The following is a 26,191-nucleotide window of genomic DNA, read 5'->3' as shown; positions in this document are numbered from 1 at the left end:
GGGTACTGCGGTACGCGCGGATCGATCGCTAGGCTGTTCCTATGAGCAATACCGAGGTGGCGCCGCAGGAGATTCTGTGCGAAACGGACGACAACTGTGTCGGGGTGGAAATTCTGGTTCCCCGCCAGGTCCCGCTGGGCGGGCCGCGCGCCATGGATGTCAGGAGGACGCTGCCGCAGCGCCAGCGGAGCCTCATCGGCGCCTGGTGCTTCCTGGACCACTACGGCCCGGACCGGGTCGGGGAGTCCGGGGGCATGCACGTCCCGCGCCACCCGCACACTGGCCTGCAGACCGTCAGCTGGCTGTTTACCGGAGAGATCGAGCACCGCGACTCGGCCGGCTTCCACGCGGCCGTGCGGCCCGGCGAGGTCAACCTCATGACGGCCGGACGCGGCATCAGCCACTCGGAATTCTCCACCCCCGCGACCGACGTCCTGCACGGTGCGCAGCTCTGGGTAGCGCTGCCGGACAGGGCACGCCAGTTGGAGCCGACGTTTGAGCACTACCGTCCCGAGCCACTGAGTGGACCCGGCTGGATCATGCGGGTCTTTCTGGGATCCCTGGCCGGCACCGCCTCGCCGGTCACCACCCACACGCCGCTGCTGGGAGCTGAGATCCTGTTGGAGGCAGGTTCCACCCTCAGCCTGGACACCGACCCCTCCTTTGAACACGGCCTGCTGGTGGACACCGGAACCCTGGTACTGGACGGCCACCAGGTCCCGCAGGACCACCTCGCCTACCTGCCGGTCGGGCGAACCACCCTGGCCCTGGCGGCCGGCGACAAACCCCTGCGCGTGCTCCTGATCGGCGGCGAACCTTTGGGCGAGCAGATTGTGATGTGGTGGAACTTCGTGGGACGCAGCCACGATGAAATCGTCGGGTACCGGGCCCAATGGCAGGCGGAAATCGGCGCCGAGGCCCTGCCAGCCGCCGGGACGGACACCGCAGTGCCGCGGTTCGGCACGTTCCCCGCGGGGGAACCCGCGCCGCTGCCGGCCCCCGCGCTCCCCAACGCCCGGCTCCGCCCCCGCGACTGAGCCCCCTGAGAAAAGAGAAACATGTTGACCGCAATCACCATCCGCAGGAACCCCGACCGGCTCCGCTACGAGGTTCTTGACGGCGACACCGTCATCGGCCAGGCGGCGTACATCGACGACGGCGGCACCCACCGGATTTTCTACCACACGGTCATTGACGAGGACTTCGGCGGCCAGGGGCTCGCCGGCCGCCTCGCGGCACAGGCCCTTGACGACACGGTCGCCGCCGGCTTGAAGATTGTCCCCGTGTGCCCGTACATCAAAAAATACCTCGCAAGCCACACGCAGTACGCGGCCAGCGTCCAGGTTCCCACACCGGCACTGCTCGGAGTCCTCAACAGCGCGTTGACGCAGCGCGCCCGACGCTGAGCCGGGCCCCCTGCCGCTCCAGCCCTGACGCTCATCCCACCGTCAGCGTGCCGTGCATCTGCGGATGGTAAATGCAGTGGTAGGTGTAGGTTCCGGGCTGCATGGGCGCGGCAAATGTTCCCGTCCCGCCGCTGCCCTTGACGTCCACGTTGAAGGCCGAGCCGTCGTCGGCCGTCACGGTATGGGCAGCGCCGTCCAGGTTCGTCACGGTCACCCTCGCCCCCGGGGAGACCGGGACCGGCGCCCCGAAACCGAAGTCCTTAAGGGTGATGGTCGTGGCGCCGGCCGTGTTGCCGGGGCTGACCGGGCCGGGCGTCGAGGCCGGGGCCGGACTTCCGCCCCCGGTGGCGCAACCGCCCAGCCCGGCCAACACCGGGACGAGCAACACAGCCAGCGCCGGAGCAAGCCAGCGCGCGGGATCCTTGCCGGCATTCACGGTGCACCATCCTCTGCACGGCGGAGATACAGGACGAGCCACTACCCTCCATTCTCCGCCTGCCGCCGCGAAATCGCACCGGCTTCCCGGCTGCCCCTACGCCACCGGCGGCTGGAGCCGGGCACCTGCCGCGAGGAGCGCCTCGACGATGGGGGCGGGGCCCGGACGGGACAGGAAGTATCCCTGTCCCATCCGGCAGCCCAGGCCGCGGAGCAGGGCCAGTTGCCCGGCGTCTTCGATGCCTTCGGCGATCGCCTCGAGGTTGAGTTTGTGGGCCAGCCCGAGGATGCCCTCGAGCATGGCGGCAGAGGCGGCATCGGAGGTGCTGGCGGCGAGGAATGACCGGTCAATCTTGAGGATGTCCGCGGGCAGATCGGCCAGGGTGCTCAGTGAGGAGTAGCCGGTCCCGAAGTCGTCTATGGCGATGCGGACGCCGACGGCCTTAAGCCGGTGGAGCGCCGTGATGCCGCCGTCGATGCTGCTGGCCAATGCCGTTTCGGTGACTTCCAGGACGACTTTGTCCGCTTCCGCAGCGGGATCCATCAGGATTCTCTCGATCGCGTCCAGGTTCCGCGGGCTGGGCAACTGCAAGGTGGAGAGGTTGATGGAAACCCAGAGGTTTTCGCAATGGCCCATCGAGGCGCGCCAGCGGGCGGCCTGGCGGCTCGCGGTGCCCAGTACCCAGCGGCCGATCTCCTCGATGTCTCCGGTTTCCTCGGCCAGCGGGATGAATTCCGCGGGTTCCAGCAGCCCCAGCGTGGGGTGATTCCAGCGCACGAGCGCCTCCACACCGAGGATTTCCCCGGTGCGCAGATCAGCCACCGGCTGGTAGTCGATCCGCAGCTGCTGCTCGGGCACTGCGGCGGCCAGATCGGCACGGAGGGCTGCACGGTGCGCCATCCTGTCATAGCCCTCGGCGTCGAAGCGCTGGTAGCGTCCCTTGCCTGCTTGTTTGGCCATGTACATGGCGAAGTCTGCCTGCCGCAGCAAATCGGCCGGTTCCACGGTTTCGGGGCGGTGAAGTGTGGCGCCCATACTGACTGAAACTTTCAGCCGGACTTCGCCGACCGAAAAGGGTGACCGCAGTGCATCATGAATCCGTTCCGCGATCGCGGCGGTGACGGATCCGTCGGCATCGTCTCCCACGACGATCGCAAACTCGTCCCCGCCGAGGCGGGCGGCGAGGTCGTGGGACCGCATGCAGCCCTGCAAGCGGTTGGCAAGCTGGATGAGCAGCGCGTCGCCGCCTTCGTGCCCCAGCGAGTCGTTGACGTCCTTGAAGTCGTCGACATCGACGAACAGCAGCCCTTCGCGCCGGGACTTTCCGGCTGTGCCCGGCTGGAATGACTTTGCGAGCCGCTCGGTTAACGCCGCCCGGTTGGCCAGCCCTGTCAGGGGATCATGCGTGGCGCGGTGCGTCAGGGCCAGATGGCTGTCGTGGACAGCGGCGGCCATGGAGTTGAAGGCCTCTGCCAGTTCACCCAGCTCGTCGCGGCGGACGACGTCGATGCGGTGGCTGTAGTCGCCGGCTTTCAGTTTGAGGACCCCACTGTGCAGGCCCTCGACGGGCCGGATCAGGAATTTGACCATTCTGCTGCGGAAGTAGACGACGACGGCCGCCGCCAGCCCGAACAAGGCGCTGCGGGCTGCGATCACGATCTGCTGAAGCTCGGCACTGTAGGCCAGTCCGGAGTCCATCGCTTCAAGGGCCGACCGTTGAATCCCATCCAGCGAGGCACGGACCCCGGCGCCGGACGCGTCGAGACCCGGCGACTCGGCCACGTGGTTTCCCGTGAGGGTCTGCACCTGGTCGCCCCACAGCCCGCGTTCCGCGAGCCCGTCCTGCCACTGGGCGCGGGCGTTGCCCGCGGCGGCACGCATGTCCCGCTCCGCCGGCAGGGAGCCGATGGCCTCGTCGAAGCGGCGGGAAATGTCCCGCTGCTCTTGGAGGAACACCGAACGGTCGACCGGTGCGTTGGACAGGAGCTGATGGCCGGCCTGTTCATGGGCATCGAGGGCGGAGCGCAATTGCGCGATCATCTCTGATTCGCTTTGGAGCCGGGCGGCAGTTTCCTGCACCTGGTCCCCGACGCCCCGGACGCCGACCATCGTGGCCAGGGCCCCCACGAGCAGCGCCACCAGCATCATGGCGAAGGCCCTCGACCATTCGGTCTTAAGGCTCCAGGTGCGCCCGGGGAGCCGGTCTCCGGTCCCGACGGCAACAGCTCCGGTACCGGGTTTGCCGGTGCCGAAGCTGTTTGTACCACCGTGGCCATCAGAAGTGGCACCAGCCACTAGAGGAGGCTGGTCCTCAGGCTTGATGGTCCAGTTCCGCATGATTCCGCCTCCGGCTAGGTACCGGCACGCGCCGAATCGTCAATGAGGAGCGTATCGGAACGCGTCGTGTATGGCATGCCCGGCGGCGTTACGGCGGAAATGTGAAGCGGGCCGCCTGTTAGCTCATGCAGTCAGCGCAGTACGAGTGGCCTGCCTTTTCGCGGGCGAGCTGCGAGCGGTGCCGGACGAGGAAACATGAGTAACATGTGAACTCGTCGTCCTTCTGCGGAATGACGGTGACCGTCAGTTCCTCGCCGGAGAGGTCGGCGCCCGGCAGTTCTACGCCTTCGGAGGTGTCCGCCTCATCGAGCTCGCGGGTTACGCTGCGGGCGTCCGGCGCGTTCGCCGAGCGAAGGGCCTCCAGCGAGGCGTTGCGTGATTCCGCAACGTCGGATCGGACTTCGTCATAGTCGGTTGCCACCTGGTTGATTCTCGATTCCGTTGTTCTGAGTTTCCCGGGATTGAACGGTACAGCATGCACCCGTTAATTTGCTGGGTGTAGGGGCACTGTGTGCAGTGACACTCACAACACCGGTGATGGGTTTCCGCCGGGGTGGCATCTGTTCGATGATCGTCGTCCGGATGTCATACGCCGTTCATGCTGTGGTCCTAGGCTTGTTCCTCAGGCACCGTCCGCCAGAAGGGAACCGGGATGGCAGATATCGCTGCAGTGTTCGGAAGGCTCACGCCCGACGAAGTTGACCGCCTCCGGGCCCTCGGCCCCGTGGGCCACCTGCCCAGACAGCTCACCGACGCCCTTGACCGCGCGGCCGGCGGTCCGGGCGCCGGACGCGGGTACTACGTTCCCACCGGCAGCGTCAGCGCCACGGGCGGACCCCACTTTGTCCTGCGCAGCGATGTCTCCAGCTGGCTGTTTGGCTCCGCTGCCCAGGTGCCCCAGGCCCGCGAAGACGTTTAGGAGACGCCCCGCTCACGGTGCGGTGCCCGCGATTCCCCTTGGAACCAGACATGCCGAGAGGCGCTCCAGGCGCCATACTGGGTCTGAGGAGAGGAGTCCGCAATGAGGGTTCTGATGGTGGAGGACGAGCGGCACCTCGCCGATACCGTTCGCCGGGGCCTTGTGAATGAAGGGTTCGTCGTGGACGTGGCCCATGACGGCGTCAGCGGACTGTCGGCCGCCAGCGAATCCCACTACGACGCGATCCTGCTGGACCTGATGCTGCCGCTCATGAACGGCTACGACGTGCTCAAGGAACTGCGCCAACGCCGGATCTGGACCCCGGTGCTGATGCTCACCGCGAAGGACGGGGAGTACGACCAGACGGATGCCTTTGACCTCGGTGCCGATGACTACCTGACTAAACCGTTTAGTTTCCTGGTGCTCGTGGCCCGGATCCGTGCCCTGATCCGACGCGGGGCCCCGGAGCGGCCCGTCGTGCTGACGCTCGGTACCCTCTCCATCGACCCCGTCACCCGCCGGGTCCGACGGGACGGCACGGAGATCAGCCTCACGGCCCGCGAATACGGGCTGCTGCACTATCTCATGCGGCGGCACGACCAGGTTGTGTCGAAGGCGGAGATCCTCGACAACGTCTGGGATTCGGCGTTCGAAGGCGGGGACAACGTCGTGGAGGTCTACATCGGCTACCTGCGGCGCAAAATCGATGCCCCGTTCGGTGTCCGCAGCCTGGCCACAGTGCGCGGGATGGGCTACCAGCTCAGCGCCGGGCAGATTTCCGAACCGGCGCATCCGCGCCCTCATCAGTAGCCGGGGCCCCGGGCAGGGGAAACGCAATTTCGAAACGGCATTCACCGTCGGGCCCTTCGGTGGCGCAGATGGTGCCGTGGTGGGCGGACATGATCCCCGCCGCAATGGCCAGGCCGAGACCGCTGCCGCCGTTTTCCCGGGAACGGCTCTCATCGAGCCGGACAAAGCGCTCAAAGATCCGCACCCGGTCCGCCGCGGGAACGGGATCGCCGTCGTTGTCGACAGTGATTACAGCGCCGCCGGCCGTGGTGCGCAGGGTGACCCGGAGCCGGGACCGCGCGTGCCGCTCAGCGTTGTCCAGGACGTTGCGGAGCACCTGGCCGATGCGCCGGGCATCGCCCCGGATTCGGGTCGGCGTGAGCTCGGCTGTGATCTGGTGCAGGCTAGCCGACCGCAGCCGCCTGATCTCCTGGTCCACGACGTCGTCCAGGTCCACGTCGTCATCCTCGACCGCCAGCCCCCCGTCGTTCGCCTTGGCCAGCGTCAGCAGGTCCTCCACGAGATAGCGCATGCGCTCCGTTTCGCTGGCAAGGACATCTTTCATCTGGAGCCACATCGCTCCGGATGGATCCGCCGCGGCGATCTCCACGCCGGCACTCAACGTGGCCAGCGGGCTGCGCAATTCGTGGCTTGCATCGGAGACGAAGCGGCGCTGTTCACGGTCCGATGCCTGGAGCCGCTCCAGCATCATGTTCATGGTCCGGGCCAGAGCCTCGAGTTCGTCGTTGGTGGGCGGGACGTCAATGCGGCCATCGAGGCGTTCGGCGTCGATCCGGGCGACCTGGCCCCGGATCCTTTCGACCTGGCGCAGCGATCGTCCCACCAGCCGCCATACGGAGATGCCAACGACAGCGAGCAGCAACGGGGTAGCCCCCAGCAGGAACCACGCCACGGTGGCGACGGTATCGGCCTGCACCTGCACTGAGGAGGCAACCACCACGGTGTACTCGGCGGAACCGACCCGCACTCCGGCGGTGACCACGTGGAAGTCGTCCTGGTTGCCGATGTTGGGGAGACTGGAGACGTCCTGGGTTTGGGTTTGGCCAGGGGAGGGGCGCCGGGCGGTCAGGGGCACCTGGGCGGCCTTGGGCTCGGACCCTGCTACCACCTGCCCGGAGGCGTCCAGGAGCTGGACATACTGGCCGGCGTAGGCCGTTAGCCCGATATACTCGGCGAGCTCATCGATGTCGTGGTCAGCCAGTTGGACGATCACGTCTTGTGTCTTCCGCAGGGAAGCGGAATCGATCGAGGCCGTGAGGGTGCTTTGCAGCAGAGCGAGCCAGATGACGCCACCTACAAGCAGCGCAGCGGCAACGACGGCGACGGCGACCGCCGTCGAGCGCTTGCGCAAGCCCCAACTGCTGCGGCGGGACCGCCTGGCCGGGGACGTGGGCCGTTCCATGTTCCAAGAATGCGGCACCGGCGGTCCTCGGACAACCGCTGCCGGAGAGTTTTCCGGAGCCCGACGCGGCAGGGGCCTTCTCAGGGTCCTCTCAGGTGCTGTGCGGCACAGTTAAGGCAGGAAAAGTTCATGAAGGAGCCGACAGGCTCAAGGCTCCGGCGCACATCCGCCGGCCGCCACAGGCTACCGGCCGCACTCTCTCCTCAACCAGTGTGCGGCCGGTCATTTGTGAATTTAGAGCCGAAGGCGACCGTCCGCGAACTCCACCAGCGCGGCTCTCCTTAGGCTGCCACCCGGATGAAGAGCGGATCCATGGGCTGGCCGGCGGCATACTGGCCGTCGAAGAGCTCGGATCCTTCCGGGGAAATGACGACGTCGACGGGTTCCCACACGAGAGACCCGCCGGCGACGCGGGGCTTCGACGGAGTGAGGAACCCGACCGCGGTGCGGTCCTGGCCATCGCCGGTGCTGATGGAGAGCACTCCGCTGCCGCCGGTGAAGGTGATCCAAGGATCCAGCAGCCGGACCAGCAGCATGCCGTGGTGGCCGGCGAGCCGGACATCCCCGCGGAAGCGCAGCACGCCTGTGCCGCGCTCGACGTCGTAGTCAGAGGACTCCGGGCTGAAGCAGAACAGGGAAGGTTCGGCCACGGTCGCCCCGTTGGTCGCGGAGACGGACCCGTCCGGCAGGCTGTTGATGTAGTCGACGAAGCTGCGCTTGATGCCCCAGCTCAGGCCCAGCGCGGGCAGCGGATCGGGTGAAGCGGACGCTGCGTTCACGTAGGTTCTCCTGTGGCTGAAAAGCTGGACTCTCTGAGCCTAGCGGTGCATGGCCTGCCGCATGAACTGCCGCCCCGCCGTCGTGACATCCGGCGTATTCCCCTGAGGGCGTAGGGTGCGCCGGACTACCTCTCCCGGGCCGGTGGTTGACTTAGATGAGTACCAGTTCAGGAGGTGCGCTGTGGCAACTGCGATCAGCCGGGTCCCTGACCCCGAGGCGTCCGAGGACCCCCTTGATTCCTGCTCCGCAACGGTGATTCGCGTCGCCGCCGCGGTGACTCCCCATGTGGCGGCGCTGGAAGTGTCCGGCACCGGACGGCAGGGCCGCTTCCGCATCGGCGCCGGCTCAGCCGTCCTGTTCACCTCGGACGGGTACCTCCTCACCAACGCCCATGTGGTGGGCGGCGCCCAAGGTGGCGGCGCGGTATATGCCGACGGGACCCGCACCGCCGTGGAAGTGGTCGGCTCGGATCCACTTTCCGATCTGGCCGTCGTGCATGGCAGGGCCCCGACTGTGACGCCCGCGGACCTGGGTGATGCAGAGTCGCTCAGGGTCGGGCAGTTGGTCATCGCGGTCGGCAACCCGCTGGGACTCTCGGGCTCCGTGACCGCCGGGGTGGTCAGCGGGCTGGGACGCTCCATTCCCGTCTGGTCCGGACACAACCGCCGGATGATCGAAGACGTCATCCAGACCGACGCAGCCCTCAACCCGGGAAGTTCGGGCGGAGCGCTCGCGGATGCGCGGGGCAGGATCGTCGGCATCAATGCTGCGGTGGCCGGCGCCGGGCTGGGCCTGGCCGTCCCGGTCAACGCCACCTCGCGGCGGATCATTGCAGCGCTGCTTAAGGACGGCCGCGTCCGACGCGCCTACCTCGGGCTCGTCAGTACCCCAATCCAACTCCAGCCCAGCGCCGTCGTACGGACCGGACACCGCGAAGGGCTCCTGGTGGTCGAAGTCCTGGCAGGGTCTCCCGCCGAGCGGGCCGGATTCCGGGCGGGGGATGTGCTCCTCAGGGTCGGTGAAAAAGCGGTCTCCAACGCCGAAAGTCTGCAGAAACTGCTGTTTGTCGCGGCCATTGGTGTTCCGCTGGAGTTGGCGGTATTACGTGACGGTGCTGAAATCCGGGTGCTCACCGTCCCCGAGGAGATGAGGGAGAAGTAGGGTTAGCGGTGCCCTCGGGAATGCCGATGGATCCGGAAATTCCCGGTTCGCGCGTCAGGGCGCTGTTCGAAACCTGGTCATCGCCCCGGCGCTCCTGGAGAACTCTTCTGACAGGGCCGGCGTTACGGCCCGGGTGGACCTACCCGGGGTCGTGCCACCGCTTGGGGGTGGCGATACTTGCCTCACCGTCCGGGTACTCAGGAGACTTCGGGAGGATACTTGGCGGCGTTCCCCGGTGTACCCGACTTTCCGCGCGGTCAACGATCGGGTAGTTGCATTCCTTGTTGAGCCTCGTCCTGCGTGAAACGGTTTCCCTAGAAAGTCGGATGGAAGTGAGTCTCAGCGTACCTTTCCTGTAATTCCTTTCGGCTCTTCGAGGAGCGATTTAGTGATACCTGGGGAGGGGATCAAAGTGGAGAATTTGAGCGTTCCCACACCGGGAATTTCGGTTCGGCTTTTCGGAACATTCGAGGTCCGGCGAAATGGAGCAGTGCTCAGGGCTGCGGACCTGGGAGGCTGCAAGCCGCGGCACATTCTGGAAATTCTCCTGCTGAACCTCGGGACACCTGTTTCGAAGACGCGTCTCGTGGAGATGCTATGGGGACCGCATGCCAGCGACGGCGCCGTCGCGACTCTCGAGAGCTATGTCAGCGGCCTGCGCCGGGCGATCCAGCCCGGCAACACCAAATCGGGTCCGCTTCGCACCGCGAACGCCGGCTACGTCCTTGATCCACAGCTGGTGGAACTCGACCTGTCCGAGTTTCACGAGCTGGTCCGCACGGCCCGGCAGTCCCCGCCGGCGGAGGCTCACATGCTCTCGCTGCAGGCCTTGGAACTGGCCGCAGAGCCGCTGCTGGGTTTTGAGCTGGTGGCCGAGTGGGCGGAGGAGGCCCGGGCCCGCCACGCAGCCGCGAAAGTCGACGCCCAGATTCTCGCGGCAGAAACCGCAGCATTTCTGGACAAACCCGAACTCGCTGTTTCGCTGGCACAGACCTCGATCCGTTCGGAGCCGCTCAACGAACGTGCATGGACCATCCTGGTCGCGGGATACGAGCAGGCGGGTCTCCCAGTGCAGGGACTGGCCGCGTATGAGCGCTGCCGCCGGTTGTTCGACCGCGACCTGGGCTGCGCCCCGGGGCCGGCCCTGCAGGATGCCCACCTGAGGCTGTTGCGGCAGCGCGCCGAGGGAAACACCGAACTCTCGGAAGTCCTGGCAGCCCTGCTCTATCTGAGTGAACGGCTGCACGGCCCCAAAAGCACGCAGCCCGCCGCAGAGGAATCCCGGCGCATGCAGGAGAACGCCGGCCGGGTGCTCGACTCCTTCCTGCAGCAGGCGCTGGCCGTCGCCGTCTGAATCTGCCCTGGTGCAGCGGCCCGCCGGCCGGGCCACTCACGCGGCTTTGACAACCGGGAGCTCGTCCCAGTGGGTTGTGTAGCGGGGGGACAGCATGTCCCGTTTCATGGTCCAGTCCGGTCCGCCCCGGATTCCGGCGTGGCCAAGGCCGATCGAGCCCCGGCCGTACCTCCGGCTAACCTCCTCAAGCAGAGGGCCGATGCCGCGTTCCTCATGTGGGTTCTCGAAGACCGCCAGCGGTGCCTGGTTGCCTGTGGGCCGCAGGTCCGTGACCATGATGCCCGCACGGACGTACTTGATGCCGTTGTCGATCCGGGGGAGCAGGGCGCAGGCGGCCCTTGCCAGGAGGACCGGGTCCGCGGTGGGCATGGGCAGGGGCACGCACACGGAAGGGTGGGAACTGGACTGCCGGTTGTAGAACGACGTGGCCGCGAATGCAGTCAGCACCTTGGCCTGAAGCCCGTGGCGTGCCAGCCGGGCGCTGGCCTGCTGGGCATAGACGCCGAGGACCTGGCGCAGGCCGGCGCCGGTGGTGATCGGAGCGGCGAACGAGCGGCTGAAGATGAGCTGGTCGCGCCCTATTCGCTGCTCCTCCAGCGGGATGCACGGAGTTCCCTGGAGTTCGAGGACCGTGCGCATCAGCACCACCGAAAAGCGGTCCCTGATCCGGATCGGATCCGCCCGGGCGAGGTCCAAAATCGAATGGATCCCCAGCCCGTTCAGCCGTTTGGTCAACTGTGCCGCAACACCCCAGAGCTCGATCACGGACAGGCCCGCCATGAGCCTTTCCTGCTGGGCGGCGGGGACGGCATCCCAGTGGCAGACGCCGTCGAACGCCGGATTGTGTTTGGCCCACTTGTTGGCCAGTTTCGCCAAGGTCTTGGTGCCTGCGATGCCAACGCAGACGGGGACGCCGACGTTCCGGCGCACTGCCGTCTTCATCGTGTGGCCCAGCCGCTGCAGCTCCTGGGGAGTGCCGCGGACGCCCAGAAAAGCCTCGTCGATGCTGTAGACCTCCAGCCACGCCGAGTAGCGGCCGAGGAGTTCCATCACCCGGGCGCTGATGTCCCCGTAGAGCTCGTAGTTGCTCGAGCGCGCCACGAGCCCCCATTCCTTTGCCCGCGGCGCGAGCTTGAACCAGGGCTCACCGAGCGGGATTCCAAGTGCCTTCGCCTCGGGGGAGCGGGTGACGGCGCAGCCGTCGTTGTTGGAGAGCACCACCAGCGGACGGCCCTCCAGGGAGGGGTCGAAGGCGCGTTCGGCGCTGGCGTAGAAGCAGTTCACATCGACGAGGGCGACGCTGCCCCGCCCGGGCCCGGCCCTAGACATGGTGGAGGCAGCGGGTCGCGACGCCCCAGATGACGAGGTCCGACAACGCCGCGACCCTGATGTCCGGGTAGCGGGGGTTGTCCGCCTGGAGGACCACGCCGGAAGTCGTGAGGCGCAGCCTCTTGACGGTGAGTTCGCCGTCGAGGACCGCGACGACGACACAGCCGTCACGGGGCTCAAGCGCCCGGTTGACGATCAGTTCGTCGCCGTCGCTGATCCCGGCGCCCTCCATGGAGTCCCCGGACACCCGGACGACATAGGTGCTGGTGATGTCCTTGATGAGGTGTTCGTTAAGGTCGATGCGGCCGTCAAAGTAGTCCTGGGCCGGGGAGGGGTAGCCTGCGGCGACCGGCACCGGCGAGATCAGGACCGACAGAAGAGAAGTGCCCGCGTCTATCACGCGGGGCCCGATGATTACGCCCACAACACACCTTTATTCGAATATATGTTCGATAGGTTCAGTGTAGTCCCGGGGACTGACATTGCGCACACGTTGCCGTATTACGCCTAACGCATGGTTGGCGCCATCTGGCGGTGCATGAGGTTCCTCGGAATGCCGTCAGGGTCCACTGTCACCCGCGGACTCCTCAGGACTCGCCCGCGTTTAATGGCGGAAAGGTGCGGCTGAAGGGGGCTGGTTGCTTCTGAGCTGGGCCCGGTGTGTCCGACGCTAGACTCCCGTTATGACAATGGGGGAGAATCGGACCAGGAGTGGGAGCCAGAGGCGCCTGGTCTGGATTCTTGTCACTGCACTGCTGCTGGTGGGGCTCGCCACCTGCCAGGGGATGCGTGACCCTAACCCTGTGATCCAAAGGTGCAAAGACGCTGGCGGAACGTGGATCGGCGCAGAATTCAGCCCCAACCCTTACTGTGCTCTGGGTTAGCATGCACCCGGGGCGGGCCGATTTGGGGGACAACGCAACATGAGACGTAGGGAGATCTTGGGTACAGCCCTGCTCATTTTTACTGCCACCATCTACACGTGGGTGACCTTCTACTTCTCGGCACATCCGCTGGCTCCCGATGGTCAGCGGCTCATCTTCTTCTGGGGGATCGACGGGAGCGCCGTCGTTGGCCTGACGTATGTGGTCGGCGGCCTGGTCGGCTGTGCCGGGATTCTCCTCCTGCTTCCGTCGCTGATTCGCCGCGTGAACCGCCGCTGGCTGCGAGTGACGACAGGGTGGGCTACAACCGTTGCCGCCGTTGCCGCAGCCCCGTTCATAGGGCTGTTTCTGCTGTTCTCGTTGCTCCTCAGCTTCGGGACTAATATCCGTGAAGTGGCCCCGGATGGGCGCTCGGTCATCGTCACCCAGGATCAATTCGACGGCGATGTCATCCATATCTACACGGAATTCGATGCCTTCCACTACAGGTGGTACAGGGAAGCGCCAGAGCTCTCCGGCCCGGGGACCATCACCAGCGAGAACTGCCGCCTCGAAACTTCCGGCGAAGCGCTTGTACTTAGCTGCGGCGCAGGCACGGTGAGGATCCACTCCGACCAGCGCCCCGCTGGCTGACAAAAGCACCGACAAGCCGCCGAGGTTCCCTTCCGGGGATCTCCGTTCCCTTTCGTAGAGCTATTCGTTCAAAAACTACTCCGCAAGTTACCCATACACGTTGCGGTCAAGTGTGCGAAAACTGCCGCATTGGTGGCCCGGACCCGAGAAAAAGTACGAGAGAGCACGCTGCGATCAGAGAGCTTAACCCTCCGGCGATGAGTCCAAGCATCACCCCAGGGGTCGTGTACCCCAGCACGTTCAGCGCGATGAAGGCTGCCACGACGAGCACGATGAAGGCGAGGAGACAACCCACCATCGCGCGCAGCCATTTGTCGGCGGATGAATCCAATCTGTGGTCGCGGGCGCGTATGACAAGCCGCAGTCCAATGGCGGCAATGGCTTGCCAGCAGGCAAGCGCGCAGATTCCCCAGACCATGGCGGGAACCGTGAGTGGCTCGACCTCCGGGAAAACAGCAACCACACTCTCCACTGCGGAGGGGAGGAACCTTCCGGCACCCGGGGAATTGTGGAGATGGACATTCGTTGCTGATCCTGATTCTCGCCCCACGAATTCGACGGACTTGCTATGAACTCTTGGCCTCAACTCACCCTGACGGCAATGATGAACGAAAAGCTGGCGCACCATACAGCTTTGTCGTGTTAACGGAGCTGTGGGTGGGCGGTGTCTGTATGCTGTGCACATGACGGCGCCGCAGATCTATGTCAGTTTCCCGGGCACAGCGCGTGAAGCGCTCGGCTTCTACGCGGACGTTTTCGGCGGAGAGCTCTCCTTGCACACATATGATGACTTCAGTCGCAGCGACGGCCCCCCAGACGCTATAGCGCACGGAATGCTCAACGGCCTTGTTGCTTTGGCGGGATCGGACGCGGCCGCAGGCCAGAAAAGTGTCCGGCTCGAAGGTGTCATGCTCTCCCTGCTGGGGACCGCCGAGCCCTCAGTTCTCCATGAGTGGTTCGACAAACTTGCCGTCGGCGGCCGGGTGGTGGACCCCCTTGCTCCGAAGCCTTGGGGCGCTTCGGACGGCCAGGTCATAGATCGTCACGGACTTCACTGGCTCATCGGATACGAACCCGGCACCTGAGCGAAGCACAGCTGCTCGCACAGTTAGCGAACGAACGCCAGCATGTGTTCCGAACCGTCGACGGACTGGATCGTGTTTCGCGTACTTGGTTAGACTTCCGTGTACGCCGGCCATCTCGACATTGTGCGGGAGACGGTCAACGGCAGGTCGGCTGGACCTCAGGCTCGAGGAAAAGCGGACGTTGCGGACCAGTTGGGAGACGCTTCCAAAGAGCCACGCACCGCCGCCCGCCAACTGCGTGAGCTCGTCGATTCGGGTGTCCGGACTTCCCCGCGCCTCCGTTCCCTGAATGAACAGGACCTCCTCTGGTATTGCCACCCCGCAGGTTCCAGAGAGCTACTCGAAGCGTCCCTAACGGGTGATGGTCAGTGGCTTCGTTGGCATCACACACGATGCCCGCTGGAGAGTAACAGCCGCTCCATCGGCACGATGGTTCCTGCCCGTGTCATCGCACCAGTCGATGTTGTACGGGACGGCCGTGACCGCCCCATCGCCGACTGCCATTTGAGAGGGGACCTCAAAGGTGTAGGTGAACCCGCCATCGTCGTTCATGGGGGTCGTTGCGTCGATGACCATCCTGCTGGTTGCGTCGTTGACGGCCACTTGGATGCGGGCGTGGTCGCCGTAGCGGGGCTTACAGTCAGCATCCGGCGCGGTGACCGTCACACTCTCGCCGGCTTTCGCAGTGGTCGGCTTCACAGAAAAGGCGGGTGGAAAACATGGCGGCTCGCCGTTCCCTGAGGAAGAAGCGCAACCGGATGCAGCACCCACTAGCAGGACGGTGCCGACCGCAATGATTACCGGACAACGCATGCTGCTAATTCGAACTCGACACCTCGGAGTGAGCTGCATTTCCTCATTATTGGTGGGGTTGGCATCGAGCGAATACACCCATCCGATATTCGTCCCCATATCGTTGCCAGAGTCTCCCGCCGCCGCTGGCTCGCATTCGCACTTCGAGGAGTGGCGAGGACCGCTGGCGCGAGCTTCCGATACGCTTTTCGGAGTTGCCGCTGTCCAAGCCGCCGAACCGTTGATTTCAGTGAGCGCAGAAGCTGACGAAGTACTCCTGCCGGACCGGCCGGCGGCCTGCTTCTGGTCCGTCCGCAACGAGGTCAGGTTCCCCGCGTGCATGTGGCCCCAGCCGGTGTCCGCTCCCGAGCGTGGCCCGCTCAGGAATGAGGACTCCGCCGCCGGAGCCAAGCCCTGGTCCGCCGCATATAGGAGTCCCTCCTGATCGGACGCTGAGACAAACGAGGCAAGTGCCGTGGCTTCGGACCACCACTCGGCGGTCCCGGTCCTGCCGAGTGGTGCGGCAGATGTCGCCGTCGTGCCGGGGCAGCAAAGTTAGCTTCGTCACGTGCTGGGATTTCGTCGAAATTCCCAGCCTCGCGGGCCCCATACTTGGAATGACCCCGGCGGACTCTTTCCTCCGCCAGGCATGAGGAGGGTCCATGAAAACTTTGAGTATTGTGAAAAGCGTTGTCACGAGCGAGTACTTTCCCGCCGCGACCGTGCTGGCCGGAGTGGCCCTGTTCTGGGGCCTCGGGCTCTTCGGCGGGTTGTCCCTTCTGAGCGACCACCAGACGCTGCTGACCACGCTCACCTGGCTGCTGTTCGTCTACGCCGCGGCCGTGCTCACGCCGCTCGCGGGAATCATCGCGGCAATGGACCTGTCACGCCGCTGGCTGCGGAACCGGGCGTCGGACACCGCGGGGTCAACCGCAACCGCGTCCGCGTAGGGTCCCGGAAGGGCCTATTCGAACCGGGACGGGTCGCCCATGCCGCGGCGGACGACTTCGGCCACGCCGCTGGAGTAGTCGATCACGGTGGTGGGCTCCGCGCCGCAGTCCCCGGAATCAATCACGGCGTCCACCACGTGCTCCAGCCGTTCCTTGATTTCCCAGCCCTGGGTCAGCGGTTCCTCCTCGTCCGGCAGCAACAGGGTGCTGGAGAGCAGCGGCTCGCCCAGTTCTGCCAGCAGTGCCTGGACCACCCGGTTGTCGGGGATGCGCACGCCTACTGTCTTCTTCTTCGGGTGCAGCAGCCGCCTGGGAACCTCCTTGGTGGCAGGCAGGATGAAGGTGTAGCTTCCGGGAGTGACAGCCTTGATGCTCCGGAACACATCGTTGTCGATCTGCACAAACTGACCCAATTGGGCGAAGTCCTTGCAGACCAGTGTGAAGTGGTGTTTGGCATCGAGATGGCGGATGGCCCTGATCCGGTCGAGCGCCTCCTTGTTCCCGATCTGCGCTCCGAGGGCGTAACAGGAGTCGGTGGGATAGGCGATCAGGCCGCCGGAACGGACGATTTCCACGGCCTGGCTGATGGAGCGGGCCTGGGGGTTTTCGGGGTGAACATCGAAGTATCTCGCCATGGGACGAGCTTACGCCCGACGGCGGCCCGCCCGGGCTGTCCGGCTAACTTGAGCCCCGCGGCGGCGTCACGCCGCGAGCGCCGCGAACATCACTGCCATCGAGGCCGCCCCCACGAGTTCCAGGCCCCTGCCAGTGGGGCCCCGGCGTGGTGCGCCGCCTGGCCCAGGATGCCGGCAGCCTCGACGCCGGCAGCTTCCGGGCCGTGGGCACTGCGGACATCCATGGCCGCGGGCATATACGTCATGGCGGCCATGGTCAGCGCGTGGTAGAGCAAGCCGCCGCGGCCGACTGGCCATCAGGGCGGCCGTGCCCGGGTCTTTCGGGAACGGGCGGCCCGGGAACGTGCACGGGCGGCCACCAATGGGGCACGGGGCGCCGGGAGACGGCGCGGAGGACGAACCACCAGGCGGCCAGGCCGAAGACGAACACCTGGGGCAGTGCGGGCCACTGGAGTCCGGGGACGAGCATCAGCACCATGGCCGTCATCATGGCGGCATGGAGTCCGAAACCGGCCCGGATATCCGGCGGCGACGTGCGGCCCGCACGGAACGCGCGGAACGCCGCGTAGAGCGACGCTGCCAGCAGCGGTGCCACCAGCCCCCAGCGCAGGAGATCATTCTCGATCAACGGTGCCCTGTCACTGCTGCTCGTCGTGGTGGATCCGCTCGTCGAGCTGCCGCAGGGGCTCCCCGCTGCCGCTCCACTGCTTGGCGATGAACTCCGCCGCGATGGACACCGCGGTCTCCTCGGGGGTCCGGGCCCCAAGGTCCAGGCCCACCGGGCTGTGCAGCCGCGCCAAGGCGTCCTCGCCCAGGCCCGCCTCCCGCAGCTTCGCGATCCGGTCCGCATGGGTCCGGCGCGAGCCCATGGCACCAATGAAGGCGATCGGCCGGCCGCGCAGGGCAACGTCCAGCAGCGGAATGTCGAACTTCGGATCGTGCGTGAGGACGCACATGACGGTGCGTTCATCCACCAGGCCCTTGTCCAACTGCTCGGCGAGGTAGCGGTGCGGCCAGGCGTTGACGACCTCCGCGGCATCGGGAAACCGCGCCGGGGTAGCGAAAACGGCCCGGGCATCGCACACCGTGACGCGGTAGCCGAGGAAGGTGCCCAGCCGGGCCAGCGCTGAGGCGAAGTCGATGGCGCCGAAGACGAGCATTCGCGGCGGCGGGGCGTAGCTCGTGAAAAAGACCCGCATCCCGGCGTCCAGCCGCTCCCCGTCGGGACCGTAGCTCAGGATGCCGGAGCGGCCCGCGGCGAGCAGGCCCTGGGTGTCGTCGCCCACGGCGAGGTTGGCCCGCTCGGATCCGAGGTCGCCCTCGAAGTCCGACGGCCGCACGATCAGGTGCCGTCCCAGCCAGCTGCTGTCCGGGTGTTCGATCACCGTGGCAACCCCAACCCGCCGCCCGTCGGCGATGTCCTGCCGGACGGCGTCGAGTTCGGCGAAGGCTTGCCGGGATACCGGCTCCACGAAGATGTCGATGATCCCGCCGCAGGTCAGGCCGACGGCGAACGCGTCGTCGTCGCTGATCCCGTAGCGCACCAGGACCGGGATGCCGTCGTCCTTGACCTGCGTGGCGAGCTCGTACACGGCGCCCTCGACGCAGCCGCCGGAAACCGATCCGACGGCTTCCCCCTCGGCGGTGACGAGCATGGACGCCCCCGGGAGGCGCGGGGCTGACTTGAAAGTGCTCACCACGGTGGCCAGGCCGGCGGTGTCACCCTTGTGCCAGCCCGGCATCATGGCTGCCAGGACATCACGCACGGTCGAACTTCAGCCTTCCCATCGCCCGGATCAGCCGGAAGGCGGACAGGCGGCCGGCCCAGTAGGAGACGCATGCCACGACCGCCACGAGCGCCAGGACCTTCACGGGGCTGGAGAGCTGCTCGGCCGCGATCCCCTTGGCGAGGCTGAGGGCGTCCAGGCTGCCGGCGGGCGCGGATGCCGGTGCGGGCGCGGGGGACGGCCGGGCCGCGGCGGGCACAGCACCCGGCGGAAGGCCCGGAAGTTCTGACGCCGGGGCCGGTATGGTCGCTCCGGAGACCTTGGCCGCGGCCGCCTGCGCTTCCGCCTCCGCATCGAGACCGGGCAAACCGCCCGCTGGAACGGTGCCGGGGGCACCCGGCGCGGTGATCATGGCCTGCAGATTGCTGGCGAACAGGGCCATCATCTGTTCGGTCACGCTGCCGATCACGCCCTTGCCCATCGCGGCCGCTTTGCCGGAAAGCGACAGCTCGGCGTTGACGGTGCCGCGGGTGGTGCCGCCTGCCTCTTCCGTCAGGAGCAGGGTCACCGTGGCGTCGGCGGTGCCCTGGCCGCGGGTCTCCTGGGCCTTGCCGCCGAGAACGGCCCGGTGTTCAGCGGCGTTGCGCTCGATGACGTTGAGCAGCCCTTTGTACTGCATGTTGACCGGACCCAGTTTTACGGTCATGCCCACCTGGTAGGCGTCGTCGGAAAGCTTGTTCAGGATCCTGGCGCCGGGGACGCAGCCGGCCACCCGTTCAAAGTCCATGATGGTGTCCCAGACGGTGTCGATCGGTGCGACGACCGAGAAAGTGCTGTCGATCTGCATTAGTTCCCTCTTCCCTTGAGTGATGACTGGCCGTCGCCGCGGATTGCGGCTGCCACCTCTGCCAAAGCCGTGTAGCTGTGTCCGCTGACGAAAGCGTCGCAGTATGGCAGGGCCGCCGCCATGCCGCCCGCCAGTGGACGGTAGCCCGGGGATGCCTTGCGTGGATTGACCCAGACGATCCGGTGGGCCAGTCGGCGCAGCCGCGCCATCTGGGCCGCGACCTGGTCGGGGTCCTCCTGGGCCCAGCCGTCCGAGAAGATCACCACCACCGCGCCGCGGGCCAGTCCGCGGCGGCCGTGTTCGTCGACGAAGTGCCGGATGCTGTCGGCAAGCCGGGTGCCGCCGGCCCAGTCCGGCGCTGCCTCTGCCGCACGGGACAGCGCCTCGTCCGGATCCCGCAGCGCCAGCTGCCGGGTCAGGCGCGTCAGCCGGGTGGAAAAGACGAAGGCCTCGGCGCCGGCGGTGGCCACCGCTCCCTGCAGAAGCGAGACGAAGATCCGCGCATACGGTTCCATGGACCCGGAGACATCGCACAGCATCACCAGCTTGCGGCGCTGCTCGCGGCGCCGGGCGTACAGCAGCCGGGTGGTGTCGGCGCCGGAGCGCCGCGCCGCGCGGACCGTGGCGCGGACATCCAGGCGGGCGCTGCTGTGGGCGGACTTGCGGGTGCGGCGGCTCAAGCGGGTTGGTGTCGCGAGCAGCAGCCGGGACGCCAGCCGCCTGATCTCCAGGACCTCAGCCTCGGTGAGCTGCGCGAACGACATCCGGTGCAGGCGTTCCTCGGCGGAGGCCATAGCCAGTACGGCCTCCCGTTCCGGGGTCTCCTCGTCCCTGCTGCTCTCCGGTCCCGCAGAGGCAACCGCCGGCGCCGTCCGCGGGTGCGCCGGTCCCTGCCCGGGGGCGCGGTCCTCGGCGGGTGAGGGCCTGGTGCGTGCTTCTTCAGGGGCTGCGGGCGGTGACGCGGCCGGGGCCGGAGCTGTGCGTGGCGGCGCGACGGGGTCAAAGCCGCCGCGGAACACCGCGGCGAAGACGGCGTCGAACACCGGCAGCTGCCCGTGCGCTGACACCAGCACCACCCGGGATGCCCAGTACAGCGTTTCGACGTCGGCTGGTGGGATCAGGCGGAGGGCTTCGGCCAGCCGGACTGCCCGGTCCGGGGAACACGACAGCCCGGCCCGGCGCAAAACGGTGATGAATGCCGCGGACAAGGCGGCCGCCTCCACCGCGGGGTGAGCGGCCGCGGTACCCTGCGCGGTCCCGGCCATCAACGGGGTCACCCGCCCGTGCCGGCCACGAGCCAGTCCGCCCCGCGGGCGCCGACCAGTTCCAGGTCGTCGCGGTTCTTGACGATCGAGCCGAGGGTCTGGTCCGCCGTCGCGGCGTCTATGTGCCCGATACCGAGCACGGCGAGGGCGGACACCCAGTCGATGGCCTCGGAGATCCCCGGCGGCTTGGCCAGGTCCAGCGAGCGCAGCCTGGTGATCACCGCGGCGGCCTGCAGGGCCAGCGGTCCGCTGCTGGCGGGCACGCGGCGTCGGACGATTTCCGCGATCCGCTCAGGTCCCGGGTAGTCGATCCAGTGGTAGAGGCAGCGCCGGGTCAGGGCATCGTGCAGGTCCCTCGTCCGGTTGGAGGTCAGGATGACGATCGGGGGATGGGTGGCCCGGATGGTGCCCAGTTCCGGGATGGTGACTGCGGCCTCGGCGAGCAGTTCGAACGTGAACGCCTCGAACTCGGCGTCGGCCCGGTCGATCTCGTCCAGCAGGAGGACCGCGGGGCGCGGGCCGGGATGTTCGATCGCCTGCAGCAGCGGCCGGCGCAGCAAGTACTCCGGGCCGAAGAGGTCGGTCTCGGTGACCGAGGCGTCCCGGACTTCCGCCAGCCGGATCCCGAGCAGCTGCCGCTGGTGGTTCCACTCGTAGAGGGCCTCGCCGGCGTCGATTCCCTCGTAGCACTGCAGCCGGTACAGCGGCGTATCCAGCAGCAGGGCCAGGGCCTTCGCCGCCTCCGTCTTGCCGACGCCCGCCTCGCCCTCCAGCAAAAGGGGTTGCGGGAGCCGGACCGCCAGGAAGAGTGCTGTAGCCAGTCCGACGTCGGCCAGGTAGTCACCGCTGTCCAGCGCCGAGATCAGGGACGGGACGTCGGGAACCCTGCGCTGCACATCCGTCTCCGCGCCGGTGCGCGCCGCAGCAGTGTTCACAGCGCGCCCGCCAGCCCCGCCAGGACACGGCGGTAGTCCTCGTCCGTGTCGACGTCCAGCGGCACGGGGCCCGGGACGCGAAGTTCGACGGCGTCGGCCGCCCGCTGCTCCAGCAGCTTCCAGACTGCCTTGTCGCCGTGCAGGGCGGCCAGCTCCGGGAGCATCCGGCGGGTGAACGCCAGGGGATGGCCGACGCCGTCGCTGTACCGGCAGACGGCGATCCCAGGGGCATCCCGCCCGCTGGTTGCCTCGCCCCGGAACAGGAGCTCCAGCAGTGCGCGGGCGTCGACGGAACGGACGCCCGGCTGGTCACCGAGCAGCAGGACAACGGCGTCCGTATCCGGGTGGAGTGCGGCAACACCGGCGGCGATGGAGGAGGAACAGCCCTCTCCGAAGTCCGGGTTGAGCACAATCTCGCAGCCGGTGGTGTCGACCGTGCGCTGGACTTCCGCGGCTGAACTTCCCAAGGCCAGCACCGTCTGGTCAAAGCCGCAGCCCCGGGCGGCGGCCAGCACGGCGTCGAGGAGTACCCCGCGGCCGAAGGGCAGCAGCTGCTTGGGCCGGCCCAGGCGCCGCGACGCCCCGGCCGCCAGGACCAGGCCCGCCGTTCGGTGCTGCGAGGGTAGGCGTTCAGAGAGTGAGGGCATAGCGCTCCGGATCTTTGCGGAAGGCGGCCCGGCAGCCGGGCGAGCAGAAGTAGACGGTCACAGCGTTGTGCTCGAGGTGGATCGAGGAGTCCACCGCCGCGACGGTCATGCCGCACACGGGGTCGATCGCCGTCGCCGGGGCTGCCGCTGCCGTCGCCGGGGCTGCCGGGGCCGGGTGCCGTGACTTCGCCCGTTCCTGGATGAGCTGGGCCAGGATCGAGAGCGCGATCTCACCGGGGGTGCGGGCGCCCAGCTGCAGGCCTGCCGGGGTGAACACGCGCGAGCGCTGTGCGGGGTCGACGTCGAGGGATTCCAGCACCGCGGCGCCTCGCGTCCCGCTGGCTACCAGCGCGACGTATGGCACTCCGGCGCGCAGGGCGGCCTCGAGTGCGGCTTCCTCCGCCTTGCCGTGCGAGGCCACAATCAGCGCCGCATCGTCGGACCGCGGGGCCGCTGCTTCCCCGTCAGTGAGTTCCACCGCCAGCCCGACCCCGGAGCCGAGGGTCTCCAGCGCCTGGGCCACGGGCGTGGTGCCGACTACCAAAACCCGGGGCGCCGGGATGCGCGGCTGCAGGAAGATCTCGATCGCCCCGCCGCTGAGGCAGGGATTGGACACCTCAACCGCGCCTTCCTCGACGCTGCGGGACGGCTCGCCGGGGACAACGCGCAGCAGCAGGGGTTCCTCCGATGCCAGGACCTGCAGGCTGTACTCCCGCACCGAGGACTCGACGCAGTTCCCGCCGACGAAGCCCAGGATCTCTCCGCCGGGCAGGATCAGGGCTGTGTCCCCGGCGTGGGTGCTGGTGGGGTGCTGGGCGCGGACCACCGTGGCGTGCACGAACGGCTCGCGGCGGGACGCGAGGTCGTTCGCCCGGGCCGCAAGGGACTCTCCAATCGGTGTCATGTCAGATCGGCGGCCTTGCCCGGCCCTGCATGGCCGCCCAGACCCGGGCCGGTGTGCAGGGCATGTCCATGTGGACCACCCCGTAGGGGGCCAGGGCGTCGACGACGGCGTTCACGATCGCCGGCGGTGAACCGACGGTGGCGGACTCGCCGATGCCTTTCGCCCCGATGGGGTGGTGCGGGGACGGGGTGACGGTGAAGCCGGTCTCCCAGTCCGGCACCTCCATCGCGGTGGGGATCAGATAGTCCATAAAGGACCCGCCCAGGCAGTTGCCGTCGGCGTCGAACTCGATGATCTCCATCAGGGCCATCCCGACGCCGTCGGTCAGGCCGCCGTGCACCTGGCCCTCAATGATCATCGGATTGATCCGGGTGCCGCAGTCGTCCACCGCGATGAAGCGGCGCACCTTGACGTGCCCGGTGCCCGGATCGATGTCGACCACGCAGATGTAGGCGCCGAACGGGAACGTCAGGTTCGGCGGGTCGTAGGTGACCTCGGCATCGAGGTTGCCGTCGACCCCCTCGGGCAGCGTCATGGTGCCGTGGGCCGCCATGGCGATTTCGGCGATGGTCTTCCCGGCGCTGGGATCGCCCTTGACGAACCAGCGGCCCTTCTCCCATTCAAGGTCCTCGGGCCGCGTCTCCAGCATGGCCGCGGCGATCAGCTTCGCCTTCTCCCGCACCTTGCGGGCAACGAGGGCGACGGCGCCGCCGCTCACCGGCGTCGAGCGGCTCCCGTAGGTGCCAAGGCCGAACGGTGTCTGGTCGGTGTCGCCGTGGACGACGTCGATATCCTCGGGCGGGATGCCGAGCTCCTCGGCGACGATCTGCGCGAAGGTGGTCTCGTGGCCCTGGCCCTGGCTTTGCACCGAGAGCCGGACGACGGCCTTGCCCGTGGGATGGACCCGCAGTTCGGCGCCGTCGGCCATGCCGAGGCCGACAATGTCGAAGTGCTTGCGTGGGCCGGCGCCCACGGTCTCGGTGAAGAACGAGATGCCGATCCCCATGAGTTCACCGCGCGCCCGCTTCTCCTGCTGCTCGCGGCGCAGCTCGTCGTAGCCGGCCAGCTGCATGGACAGCCGCATCGCTGGCTCGTAGTTGCCGGAGTCGTACACCCAGCCAGTCTTGTTGGCGTACGGGAATTGTTCGGGTTTGATGAAGTTCTTCAACCGCAGTTCCGCCGGATCCATCTCCAGCTTGCGGGCCAGGATGTCCACCATCCGCTCGACCAGATAGACGGCCTCCGTGACGCGGAACGAGCAGGCATAGGCGACGCCGCCGGGTGCCTTGTTCGTGTAGACCCCTGTGACGGAGCAGTACGCGGCTTTCAGGTCATAGCTTCCGGTGAAGATAGAGAAAAAGCCTGCCGGGTTCCTGGTGGGCTGCGCGGTGGCGTTGAACGCGCCGTGGTCTGCGAGGACGTTGGTGCGCACCGCGAGGATCTTGCCGTCCTTGGTCGCCGCGATCTCGCCCTGCATGATGTAGTCCCGGGCGAAGGAGGTGGACATCAGGTTCTCGGAGCGGTCCTCCACCCATTTCACCGGCCGGCCGGTGACGATCGAGCCCACGACGGCGAGGATGTAGCCGGGGTAGATGCCGACCTTGTTGCCGAAGCCGCCGCCGATGTCCGGGGACACCACGCGGATTTTGTGCTCGGGGATCCCGGCGACGATCGCGAACAGGGTGCGGTGGGCGTGCGGGGCCTGCGTGGTTTCGTACAGGGTCAGCTTGCCGTCGACGGCGTCGAAGTCGGCAATTGCGCCGCACGTCTCCATCGGGGCGGGGTGCACGCGCGGGTAGACGATCTCCTGGGAGACAACGACGTCGGCGCTCGCGAAGACGGCTTCGGTTTCGGCTTTGTCGCCCATTTCCCAGTCGAAGATGTGGTTGTCCGTCCGGCCCTCGATCTCGTCGCGGATCACGGGGGCGTCAGCGTCGAGGGCCTTCCGGGCGTCGATCACCGGGGGCAGGACGTCGTATTCGACGTCGATCAGTTCCAACGCGTCGCGGGCGGCGTAGCGGTCCTCGGCCACGACGAAGGCGACCTCCTGGCCCTGGAAGCGGACCTTGTCCGTTACGAGGACTGCCTGGACATCCGCGGAGAGGGTGGGGGCCCACGCGAGCTTGAGTCCAAGCAGGTCCTTCCCGGTGATGACGGCGAGGACCTTGGGGTGGGCGAGGGCATTGGTGGTGTCCATGGACACCAGCCGGGCGTGCGCCACGGGGGCGCGCAGGATGGCGCCGTGCAGCATGCCGGGCAGGACGATGTCGTCGAGGTAGTTGCCTTTGCCGCGGACAAAGCGCGGATCTTCCTTGCGCTGGATCCGGCCGTAGCCGATCGGGCGGTCCGCGTCGCCGGCCGCCGGATTGCTGGGCCGTTCGTGGATAACGGTCATGCCTTCACCTCTGCGTCCTGTGTCTGCGCTGCGATGTCCTCAACCACGGTGTCCGTGCCGTCGATGGCCTCGTCTGCCGTGGCGTCACTGTCGCCGCCGGCCGGGTGGGCTGCCGCCCACTGCACCGACCGGACGATCGTGGCGTAGCCGGTGCACCGGCAGATCTGGCCCGAAATGGCCTGCCGGATCTCGGTGGAGTCCGGGTGCGGGTTCTTGTCGAGCAGGGCACGGGCGGTCAGCATCATGCCGGGGGTGCAGAAGCCGCACTGCAGCCCGTGCTCCTCCATAAAGCCCTGCTGGACGGGGTCGAGGGTTGCGCCGGTGGCCAGCCCCTCGACCGTGCGGATGTCGTGGCCTGCGGCCATCGCCGCGAGGACCGTGCAGGACTTCACCGGCTGGCCGTCCATCAGGACCACGCAGGTCCCGCAGTTTGTGGTGTCGCAGCCCCAGTGGGTGCCGGTCAGGCCAAGGACCTCGCGGATGTAGTGGACCAGGAGCACACGGGGCTCAATGTCGGACGTGACTTCGTTGCCGTTGACGGTCATGCTGATCTGCATC

General features: G+C 67.3%; 29 protein-coding genes. 9 read left to right on the top strand and 20 right to left on the bottom strand.

Annotated elements, in window-relative coordinates:
• Positions 1 to 41: 41 nt before the first annotated feature.
• The gene (locus tag ACZY0Y_RS04780) at positions 42 to 1,037 is read left to right on the top strand and encodes a pirin family protein (protein WP_463956973.1); all 996 of its coding nucleotides are present in this window, start codon (positions 42 to 44) and stop codon (positions 1,035 to 1,037) included.
• A gap of 21 nt (positions 1,038 to 1,058) precedes the next feature.
• Complete coding sequence (locus ACZY0Y_RS04775) at positions 1,059 to 1,406, top strand: GNAT family N-acetyltransferase (protein ID WP_463885717.1); 348 nt, start codon at positions 1,059 to 1,061, stop codon at positions 1,404 to 1,406.
• Between the two features lie 31 nt (positions 1,407 to 1,437).
• On the opposite strand, the gene ACZY0Y_RS04770 is transcribed toward ACZY0Y_RS04775, so the two are convergent.
• The 3 genes from ACZY0Y_RS04770 to ACZY0Y_RS04760 form a co-directional block, all read right to left on the bottom strand.
• On the bottom strand, positions 1,438 to 1,842 hold the full coding sequence (locus ACZY0Y_RS04770) for a cupredoxin domain-containing protein (RefSeq protein ID WP_463956972.1): 405 nt from the start codon (positions 1,840 to 1,842) through the stop codon (positions 1,438 to 1,440).
• Positions 1,843 to 1,938: 96 nt separating this feature from the next.
• Complete coding sequence (locus ACZY0Y_RS04765; protein ID WP_463956971.1) at positions 1,939 to 4,137, bottom strand: putative bifunctional diguanylate cyclase/phosphodiesterase; 2,199 nt, start codon at positions 4,135 to 4,137, stop codon at positions 1,939 to 1,941.
• Between the two features lie 160 nt (positions 4,138 to 4,297).
• Positions 4,298 to 4,600: a DUF4193 domain-containing protein gene (locus ACZY0Y_RS04760; protein ID WP_024367177.1), complete on the bottom strand. Its 303-nt coding sequence runs from the start codon at positions 4,598 to 4,600 to the stop codon at positions 4,298 to 4,300.
• A 231-nt stretch (positions 4,601 to 4,831) separates the two neighbouring features.
• On the opposite strand from ACZY0Y_RS04760, the gene ACZY0Y_RS04755 reads away from it, so the two are divergent.
• Positions 4,832 to 5,098 (top strand): hypothetical protein, encoded by a 267-nt coding sequence (locus ACZY0Y_RS04755; protein ID WP_160666091.1) that lies wholly within the window; start codon positions 4,832 to 4,834, stop codon positions 5,096 to 5,098.
• A gap of 102 nt (positions 5,099 to 5,200) precedes the next feature.
• Positions 5,201 to 5,908: a response regulator transcription factor gene (locus ACZY0Y_RS04750; RefSeq protein ID WP_463885724.1), complete on the top strand. Its 708-nt coding sequence runs from the start codon at positions 5,201 to 5,203 to the stop codon at positions 5,906 to 5,908.
• Here ACZY0Y_RS04750 and ACZY0Y_RS04745 read toward each other — a convergent pair.
• Together ACZY0Y_RS04745 and ACZY0Y_RS04740 are read right to left on the bottom strand one after the other, a co-directional pair.
• Positions 5,859 to 7,310 carry a sensor histidine kinase gene (locus tag ACZY0Y_RS04745; RefSeq protein WP_463956970.1) on the bottom strand — a complete coding sequence of 484 codons (1,452 nt, stop codon included), beginning with the start codon at positions 7,308 to 7,310 and terminating at the stop codon, positions 5,859 to 5,861. The two genes, ACZY0Y_RS04750 and ACZY0Y_RS04745, sit on opposite strands and share 50 nt — an antisense overlap.
• Before the next feature lie 281 nt (positions 7,311 to 7,591).
• Entirely contained in the window at positions 7,592 to 8,089 is a 498-nt protein-coding gene (locus tag ACZY0Y_RS04740) for an HtaA domain-containing protein (RefSeq protein ID WP_463956969.1), read from the bottom strand.
• Positions 8,090 to 8,270: 181 nt separating this feature from the next.
• Here ACZY0Y_RS04740 and ACZY0Y_RS04735 point away from each other — a divergent pair, with 181 nt between their 5' ends.
• Both ACZY0Y_RS04735 and ACZY0Y_RS04730 read left to right on the top strand, forming a co-directional pair.
• Positions 8,271 to 9,251 (top strand): S1C family serine protease, encoded by a 981-nt coding sequence (locus tag ACZY0Y_RS04735; RefSeq protein WP_463956968.1) that lies wholly within the window; start codon positions 8,271 to 8,273, stop codon positions 9,249 to 9,251.
• A 388-nt stretch (positions 9,252 to 9,639) separates the two neighbouring features.
• Positions 9,640 to 10,605 (top strand): AfsR/SARP family transcriptional regulator, encoded by a 966-nt coding sequence (locus ACZY0Y_RS04730; protein ID WP_463956967.1) that lies wholly within the window; start codon positions 9,640 to 9,642, stop codon positions 10,603 to 10,605.
• 36 nt (positions 10,606 to 10,641) lie between these two features.
• Here ACZY0Y_RS04730 and ACZY0Y_RS04725 read toward each other — a convergent pair whose 3' ends face one another.
• Both ACZY0Y_RS04725 and ACZY0Y_RS04720 read right to left on the bottom strand, forming a co-directional pair.
• The gene (locus ACZY0Y_RS04725; RefSeq protein WP_463956966.1) at positions 10,642 to 11,934 is read right to left on the bottom strand and encodes a Y-family DNA polymerase; all 1,293 of its coding nucleotides are present in this window, start codon (positions 11,932 to 11,934) and stop codon (positions 10,642 to 10,644) included.
• Positions 11,927 to 12,358 (bottom strand): LexA family protein, encoded by a 432-nt coding sequence (locus ACZY0Y_RS04720; protein WP_463881341.1) that lies wholly within the window; start codon positions 12,356 to 12,358, stop codon positions 11,927 to 11,929. Before ACZY0Y_RS04720 ends, ACZY0Y_RS04725 begins: the two co-directional genes overlap by 8 nt.
• Before the next feature lie 517 nt (positions 12,359 to 12,875).
• On the opposite strand from ACZY0Y_RS04720, the gene ACZY0Y_RS04715 reads away from it, so the two are divergent.
• On the top strand, positions 12,876 to 13,451 hold the full coding sequence (locus ACZY0Y_RS04715) for a hypothetical protein (protein WP_463956965.1): 576 nt from the start codon (positions 12,876 to 12,878) through the stop codon (positions 13,449 to 13,451).
• A 106-nt stretch (positions 13,452 to 13,557) separates the two neighbouring features.
• Here the strand turns inward: ACZY0Y_RS04715 and ACZY0Y_RS04710 are convergent, their stop codons facing one another.
• A complete protein-coding gene (locus tag ACZY0Y_RS04710; RefSeq protein WP_463956964.1) occupies positions 13,558 to 13,914 on the bottom strand; it encodes a DUF2975 domain-containing protein in 357 nt (118 codons plus the stop codon).
• Between the two features lie 220 nt (positions 13,915 to 14,134).
• On the opposite strand from ACZY0Y_RS04710, the gene ACZY0Y_RS04705 reads away from it, so the two are divergent.
• Positions 14,135 to 14,536, top strand: coding sequence for a VOC family protein (locus ACZY0Y_RS04705; protein ID WP_463956963.1), 402 nt, complete (start codon positions 14,135 to 14,137; stop codon positions 14,534 to 14,536).
• Between the two features lie 351 nt (positions 14,537 to 14,887).
• On the opposite strand, the gene ACZY0Y_RS04700 is transcribed toward ACZY0Y_RS04705, so the two are convergent.
• Entirely contained in the window at positions 14,888 to 15,235 is a 348-nt protein-coding gene (locus tag ACZY0Y_RS04700) for a hypothetical protein (protein WP_463956962.1), read from the bottom strand.
• Between the two features lie 755 nt (positions 15,236 to 15,990).
• On the opposite strand from ACZY0Y_RS04700, the gene ACZY0Y_RS04695 reads away from it, so the two are divergent.
• Entirely contained in the window at positions 15,991 to 16,278 is a 288-nt protein-coding gene (locus ACZY0Y_RS04695; protein WP_463881333.1) for a hypothetical protein, read from the top strand.
• Between the two features lie 14 nt (positions 16,279 to 16,292).
• Here the strand turns inward: ACZY0Y_RS04695 and ACZY0Y_RS04690 are convergent, their stop codons facing one another.
• The 11 genes from ACZY0Y_RS04690 to ACZY0Y_RS04640 form a co-directional block, all read right to left on the bottom strand.
• Positions 16,293 to 16,913, bottom strand: coding sequence for an L-threonylcarbamoyladenylate synthase (locus ACZY0Y_RS04690; RefSeq protein ID WP_160666076.1), 621 nt, complete (start codon positions 16,911 to 16,913; stop codon positions 16,293 to 16,295).
• An 89-nt stretch (positions 16,914 to 17,002) separates the two neighbouring features.
• Positions 17,003 to 17,158, bottom strand: coding sequence for a hypothetical protein (locus ACZY0Y_RS04685; RefSeq protein WP_463956961.1), 156 nt, complete (start codon positions 17,156 to 17,158; stop codon positions 17,003 to 17,005).
• Between the two features lie 11 nt (positions 17,159 to 17,169).
• Complete coding sequence (locus tag ACZY0Y_RS04680) at positions 17,170 to 17,541, bottom strand: DUF5134 domain-containing protein (RefSeq protein WP_463956960.1); 372 nt, start codon at positions 17,539 to 17,541, stop codon at positions 17,170 to 17,172.
• Positions 17,542 to 17,551: 10 nt separating this feature from the next.
• The gene (locus ACZY0Y_RS04675; RefSeq protein ID WP_463881328.1) at positions 17,552 to 18,679 is read right to left on the bottom strand and encodes an XdhC family protein; all 1,128 of its coding nucleotides are present in this window, start codon (positions 18,677 to 18,679) and stop codon (positions 17,552 to 17,554) included.
• On the bottom strand, positions 18,672 to 19,487 hold the full coding sequence (locus tag ACZY0Y_RS04670) for an SRPBCC family protein (protein WP_463956959.1): 816 nt from the start codon (positions 19,485 to 19,487) through the stop codon (positions 18,672 to 18,674). Before ACZY0Y_RS04670 ends, ACZY0Y_RS04675 begins: the two co-directional genes overlap by 8 nt.
• The gene (locus tag ACZY0Y_RS04665; RefSeq protein WP_463956958.1) at positions 19,487 to 20,764 is read right to left on the bottom strand and encodes a vWA domain-containing protein; all 1,278 of its coding nucleotides are present in this window, start codon (positions 20,762 to 20,764) and stop codon (positions 19,487 to 19,489) included. Before ACZY0Y_RS04665 ends, ACZY0Y_RS04670 begins: the two co-directional genes overlap by 1 nt.
• Positions 20,761 to 21,687, bottom strand: a complete 927-nt coding sequence (locus tag ACZY0Y_RS04660; RefSeq protein WP_463881322.1) for an AAA family ATPase — start codon at positions 21,685 to 21,687, stop codon at positions 20,761 to 20,763. Before ACZY0Y_RS04660 ends, ACZY0Y_RS04665 begins: the two co-directional genes overlap by 4 nt.
• On the bottom strand, positions 21,684 to 22,334 hold the full coding sequence (locus ACZY0Y_RS04655) for a nucleotidyltransferase family protein (RefSeq protein WP_463956957.1): 651 nt from the start codon (positions 22,332 to 22,334) through the stop codon (positions 21,684 to 21,686). The genes ACZY0Y_RS04660 and ACZY0Y_RS04655 overlap by 4 nt, the downstream gene beginning before the upstream one ends.
• On the bottom strand, positions 22,318 to 23,238 hold the full coding sequence (locus tag ACZY0Y_RS04650) for an XdhC family protein (protein WP_463956956.1): 921 nt from the start codon (positions 23,236 to 23,238) through the stop codon (positions 22,318 to 22,320). The genes ACZY0Y_RS04655 and ACZY0Y_RS04650 overlap by 17 nt, the downstream gene beginning before the upstream one ends.
• Before the next feature lies 1 nt (position 23,239).
• Positions 23,240 to 25,633, bottom strand: coding sequence for an aerobic carbon-monoxide dehydrogenase large subunit (locus ACZY0Y_RS04645; protein WP_463956955.1), 2,394 nt, complete (start codon positions 25,631 to 25,633; stop codon positions 23,240 to 23,242).
• A complete protein-coding gene (locus tag ACZY0Y_RS04640) occupies positions 25,630 to 26,190 on the bottom strand; it encodes a (2Fe-2S)-binding protein (RefSeq protein WP_463956954.1) in 561 nt (186 codons plus the stop codon). Before ACZY0Y_RS04640 ends, ACZY0Y_RS04645 begins: the two co-directional genes overlap by 4 nt.
• Position 26,191 lies beyond the last annotated feature (1 nt).

The organism is Pseudarthrobacter kochi, assembly GCF_055412805.1.
Note: the sequence above shows the minus strand (reverse complement) of the source record. Positions and strands in the feature narration are given on the sequence as shown.

Bases quoted from the DNA above. Each gene is read 5' to 3' on its own strand.
- ACZY0Y_RS04780 (WP_463956973.1), top strand. From the start codon at position 42: ATGAGCAATACCGAGGTGGCGCCGCAGGAGATTCTGTGCGAAACGGAC.
- ACZY0Y_RS04775 (WP_463885717.1), top strand. From the start codon at position 1,059: ATGTTGACCGCAATCACCATCCGCAGGAACCCCGACCGGCTCCGCTAC.
- ACZY0Y_RS04755 (WP_160666091.1), top strand. From the start codon at position 4,832: ATGGCAGATATCGCTGCAGTGTTCGGAAGGCTCACGCCCGACGAAGTT.
- ACZY0Y_RS04750 (WP_463885724.1), top strand. From the start codon at position 5,201: ATGAGGGTTCTGATGGTGGAGGACGAGCGGCACCTCGCCGATACCGTT.
- ACZY0Y_RS04745 (WP_463956970.1), bottom strand. From the start codon at position 7,310: ATGGAACGGCCCACGTCCCCGGCCAGGCGGTCCCGCCGCAGCAGTTGG.
- ACZY0Y_RS04725 (WP_463956966.1), bottom strand. From the start codon at position 11,934: ATGTCTAGGGCCGGGCCCGGGCGGGGCAGCGTCGCCCTCGTCGATGTG.
- ACZY0Y_RS04705 (WP_463956963.1), top strand. From the start codon at position 14,135: ATGACGGCGCCGCAGATCTATGTCAGTTTCCCGGGCACAGCGCGTGAA.
- ACZY0Y_RS04695 (WP_463881333.1), top strand. From the start codon at position 15,991: ATGAAAACTTTGAGTATTGTGAAAAGCGTTGTCACGAGCGAGTACTTT.
- ACZY0Y_RS04690 (WP_160666076.1), bottom strand. From the start codon at position 16,913: ATGGCGAGATACTTCGATGTTCACCCCGAAAACCCCCAGGCCCGCTCC.
- ACZY0Y_RS04685 (WP_463956961.1), bottom strand. From the start codon at position 17,158: ATGACGTATATGCCCGCGGCCATGGATGTCCGCAGTGCCCACGGCCCG.
- ACZY0Y_RS04670 (WP_463956959.1), bottom strand. From the start codon at position 19,487: ATGCAGATCGACAGCACTTTCTCGGTCGTCGCACCGATCGACACCGTC.
- ACZY0Y_RS04655 (WP_463956957.1), bottom strand. From the start codon at position 22,334: ATGCCCTCACTCTCTGAACGCCTACCCTCGCAGCACCGAACGGCGGGC.
- ACZY0Y_RS04650 (WP_463956956.1), bottom strand. From the start codon at position 23,238: ATGACACCGATTGGAGAGTCCCTTGCGGCCCGGGCGAACGACCTCGCG.
- ACZY0Y_RS04645 (WP_463956955.1), bottom strand. From the start codon at position 25,633: ATGACCGTTATCCACGAACGGCCCAGCAATCCGGCGGCCGGCGACGCG.
- ACZY0Y_RS04640 (WP_463956954.1), bottom strand. From the start codon at position 26,190: ATGCAGATCAGCATGACCGTCAACGGCAACGAAGTCACGTCCGACATT.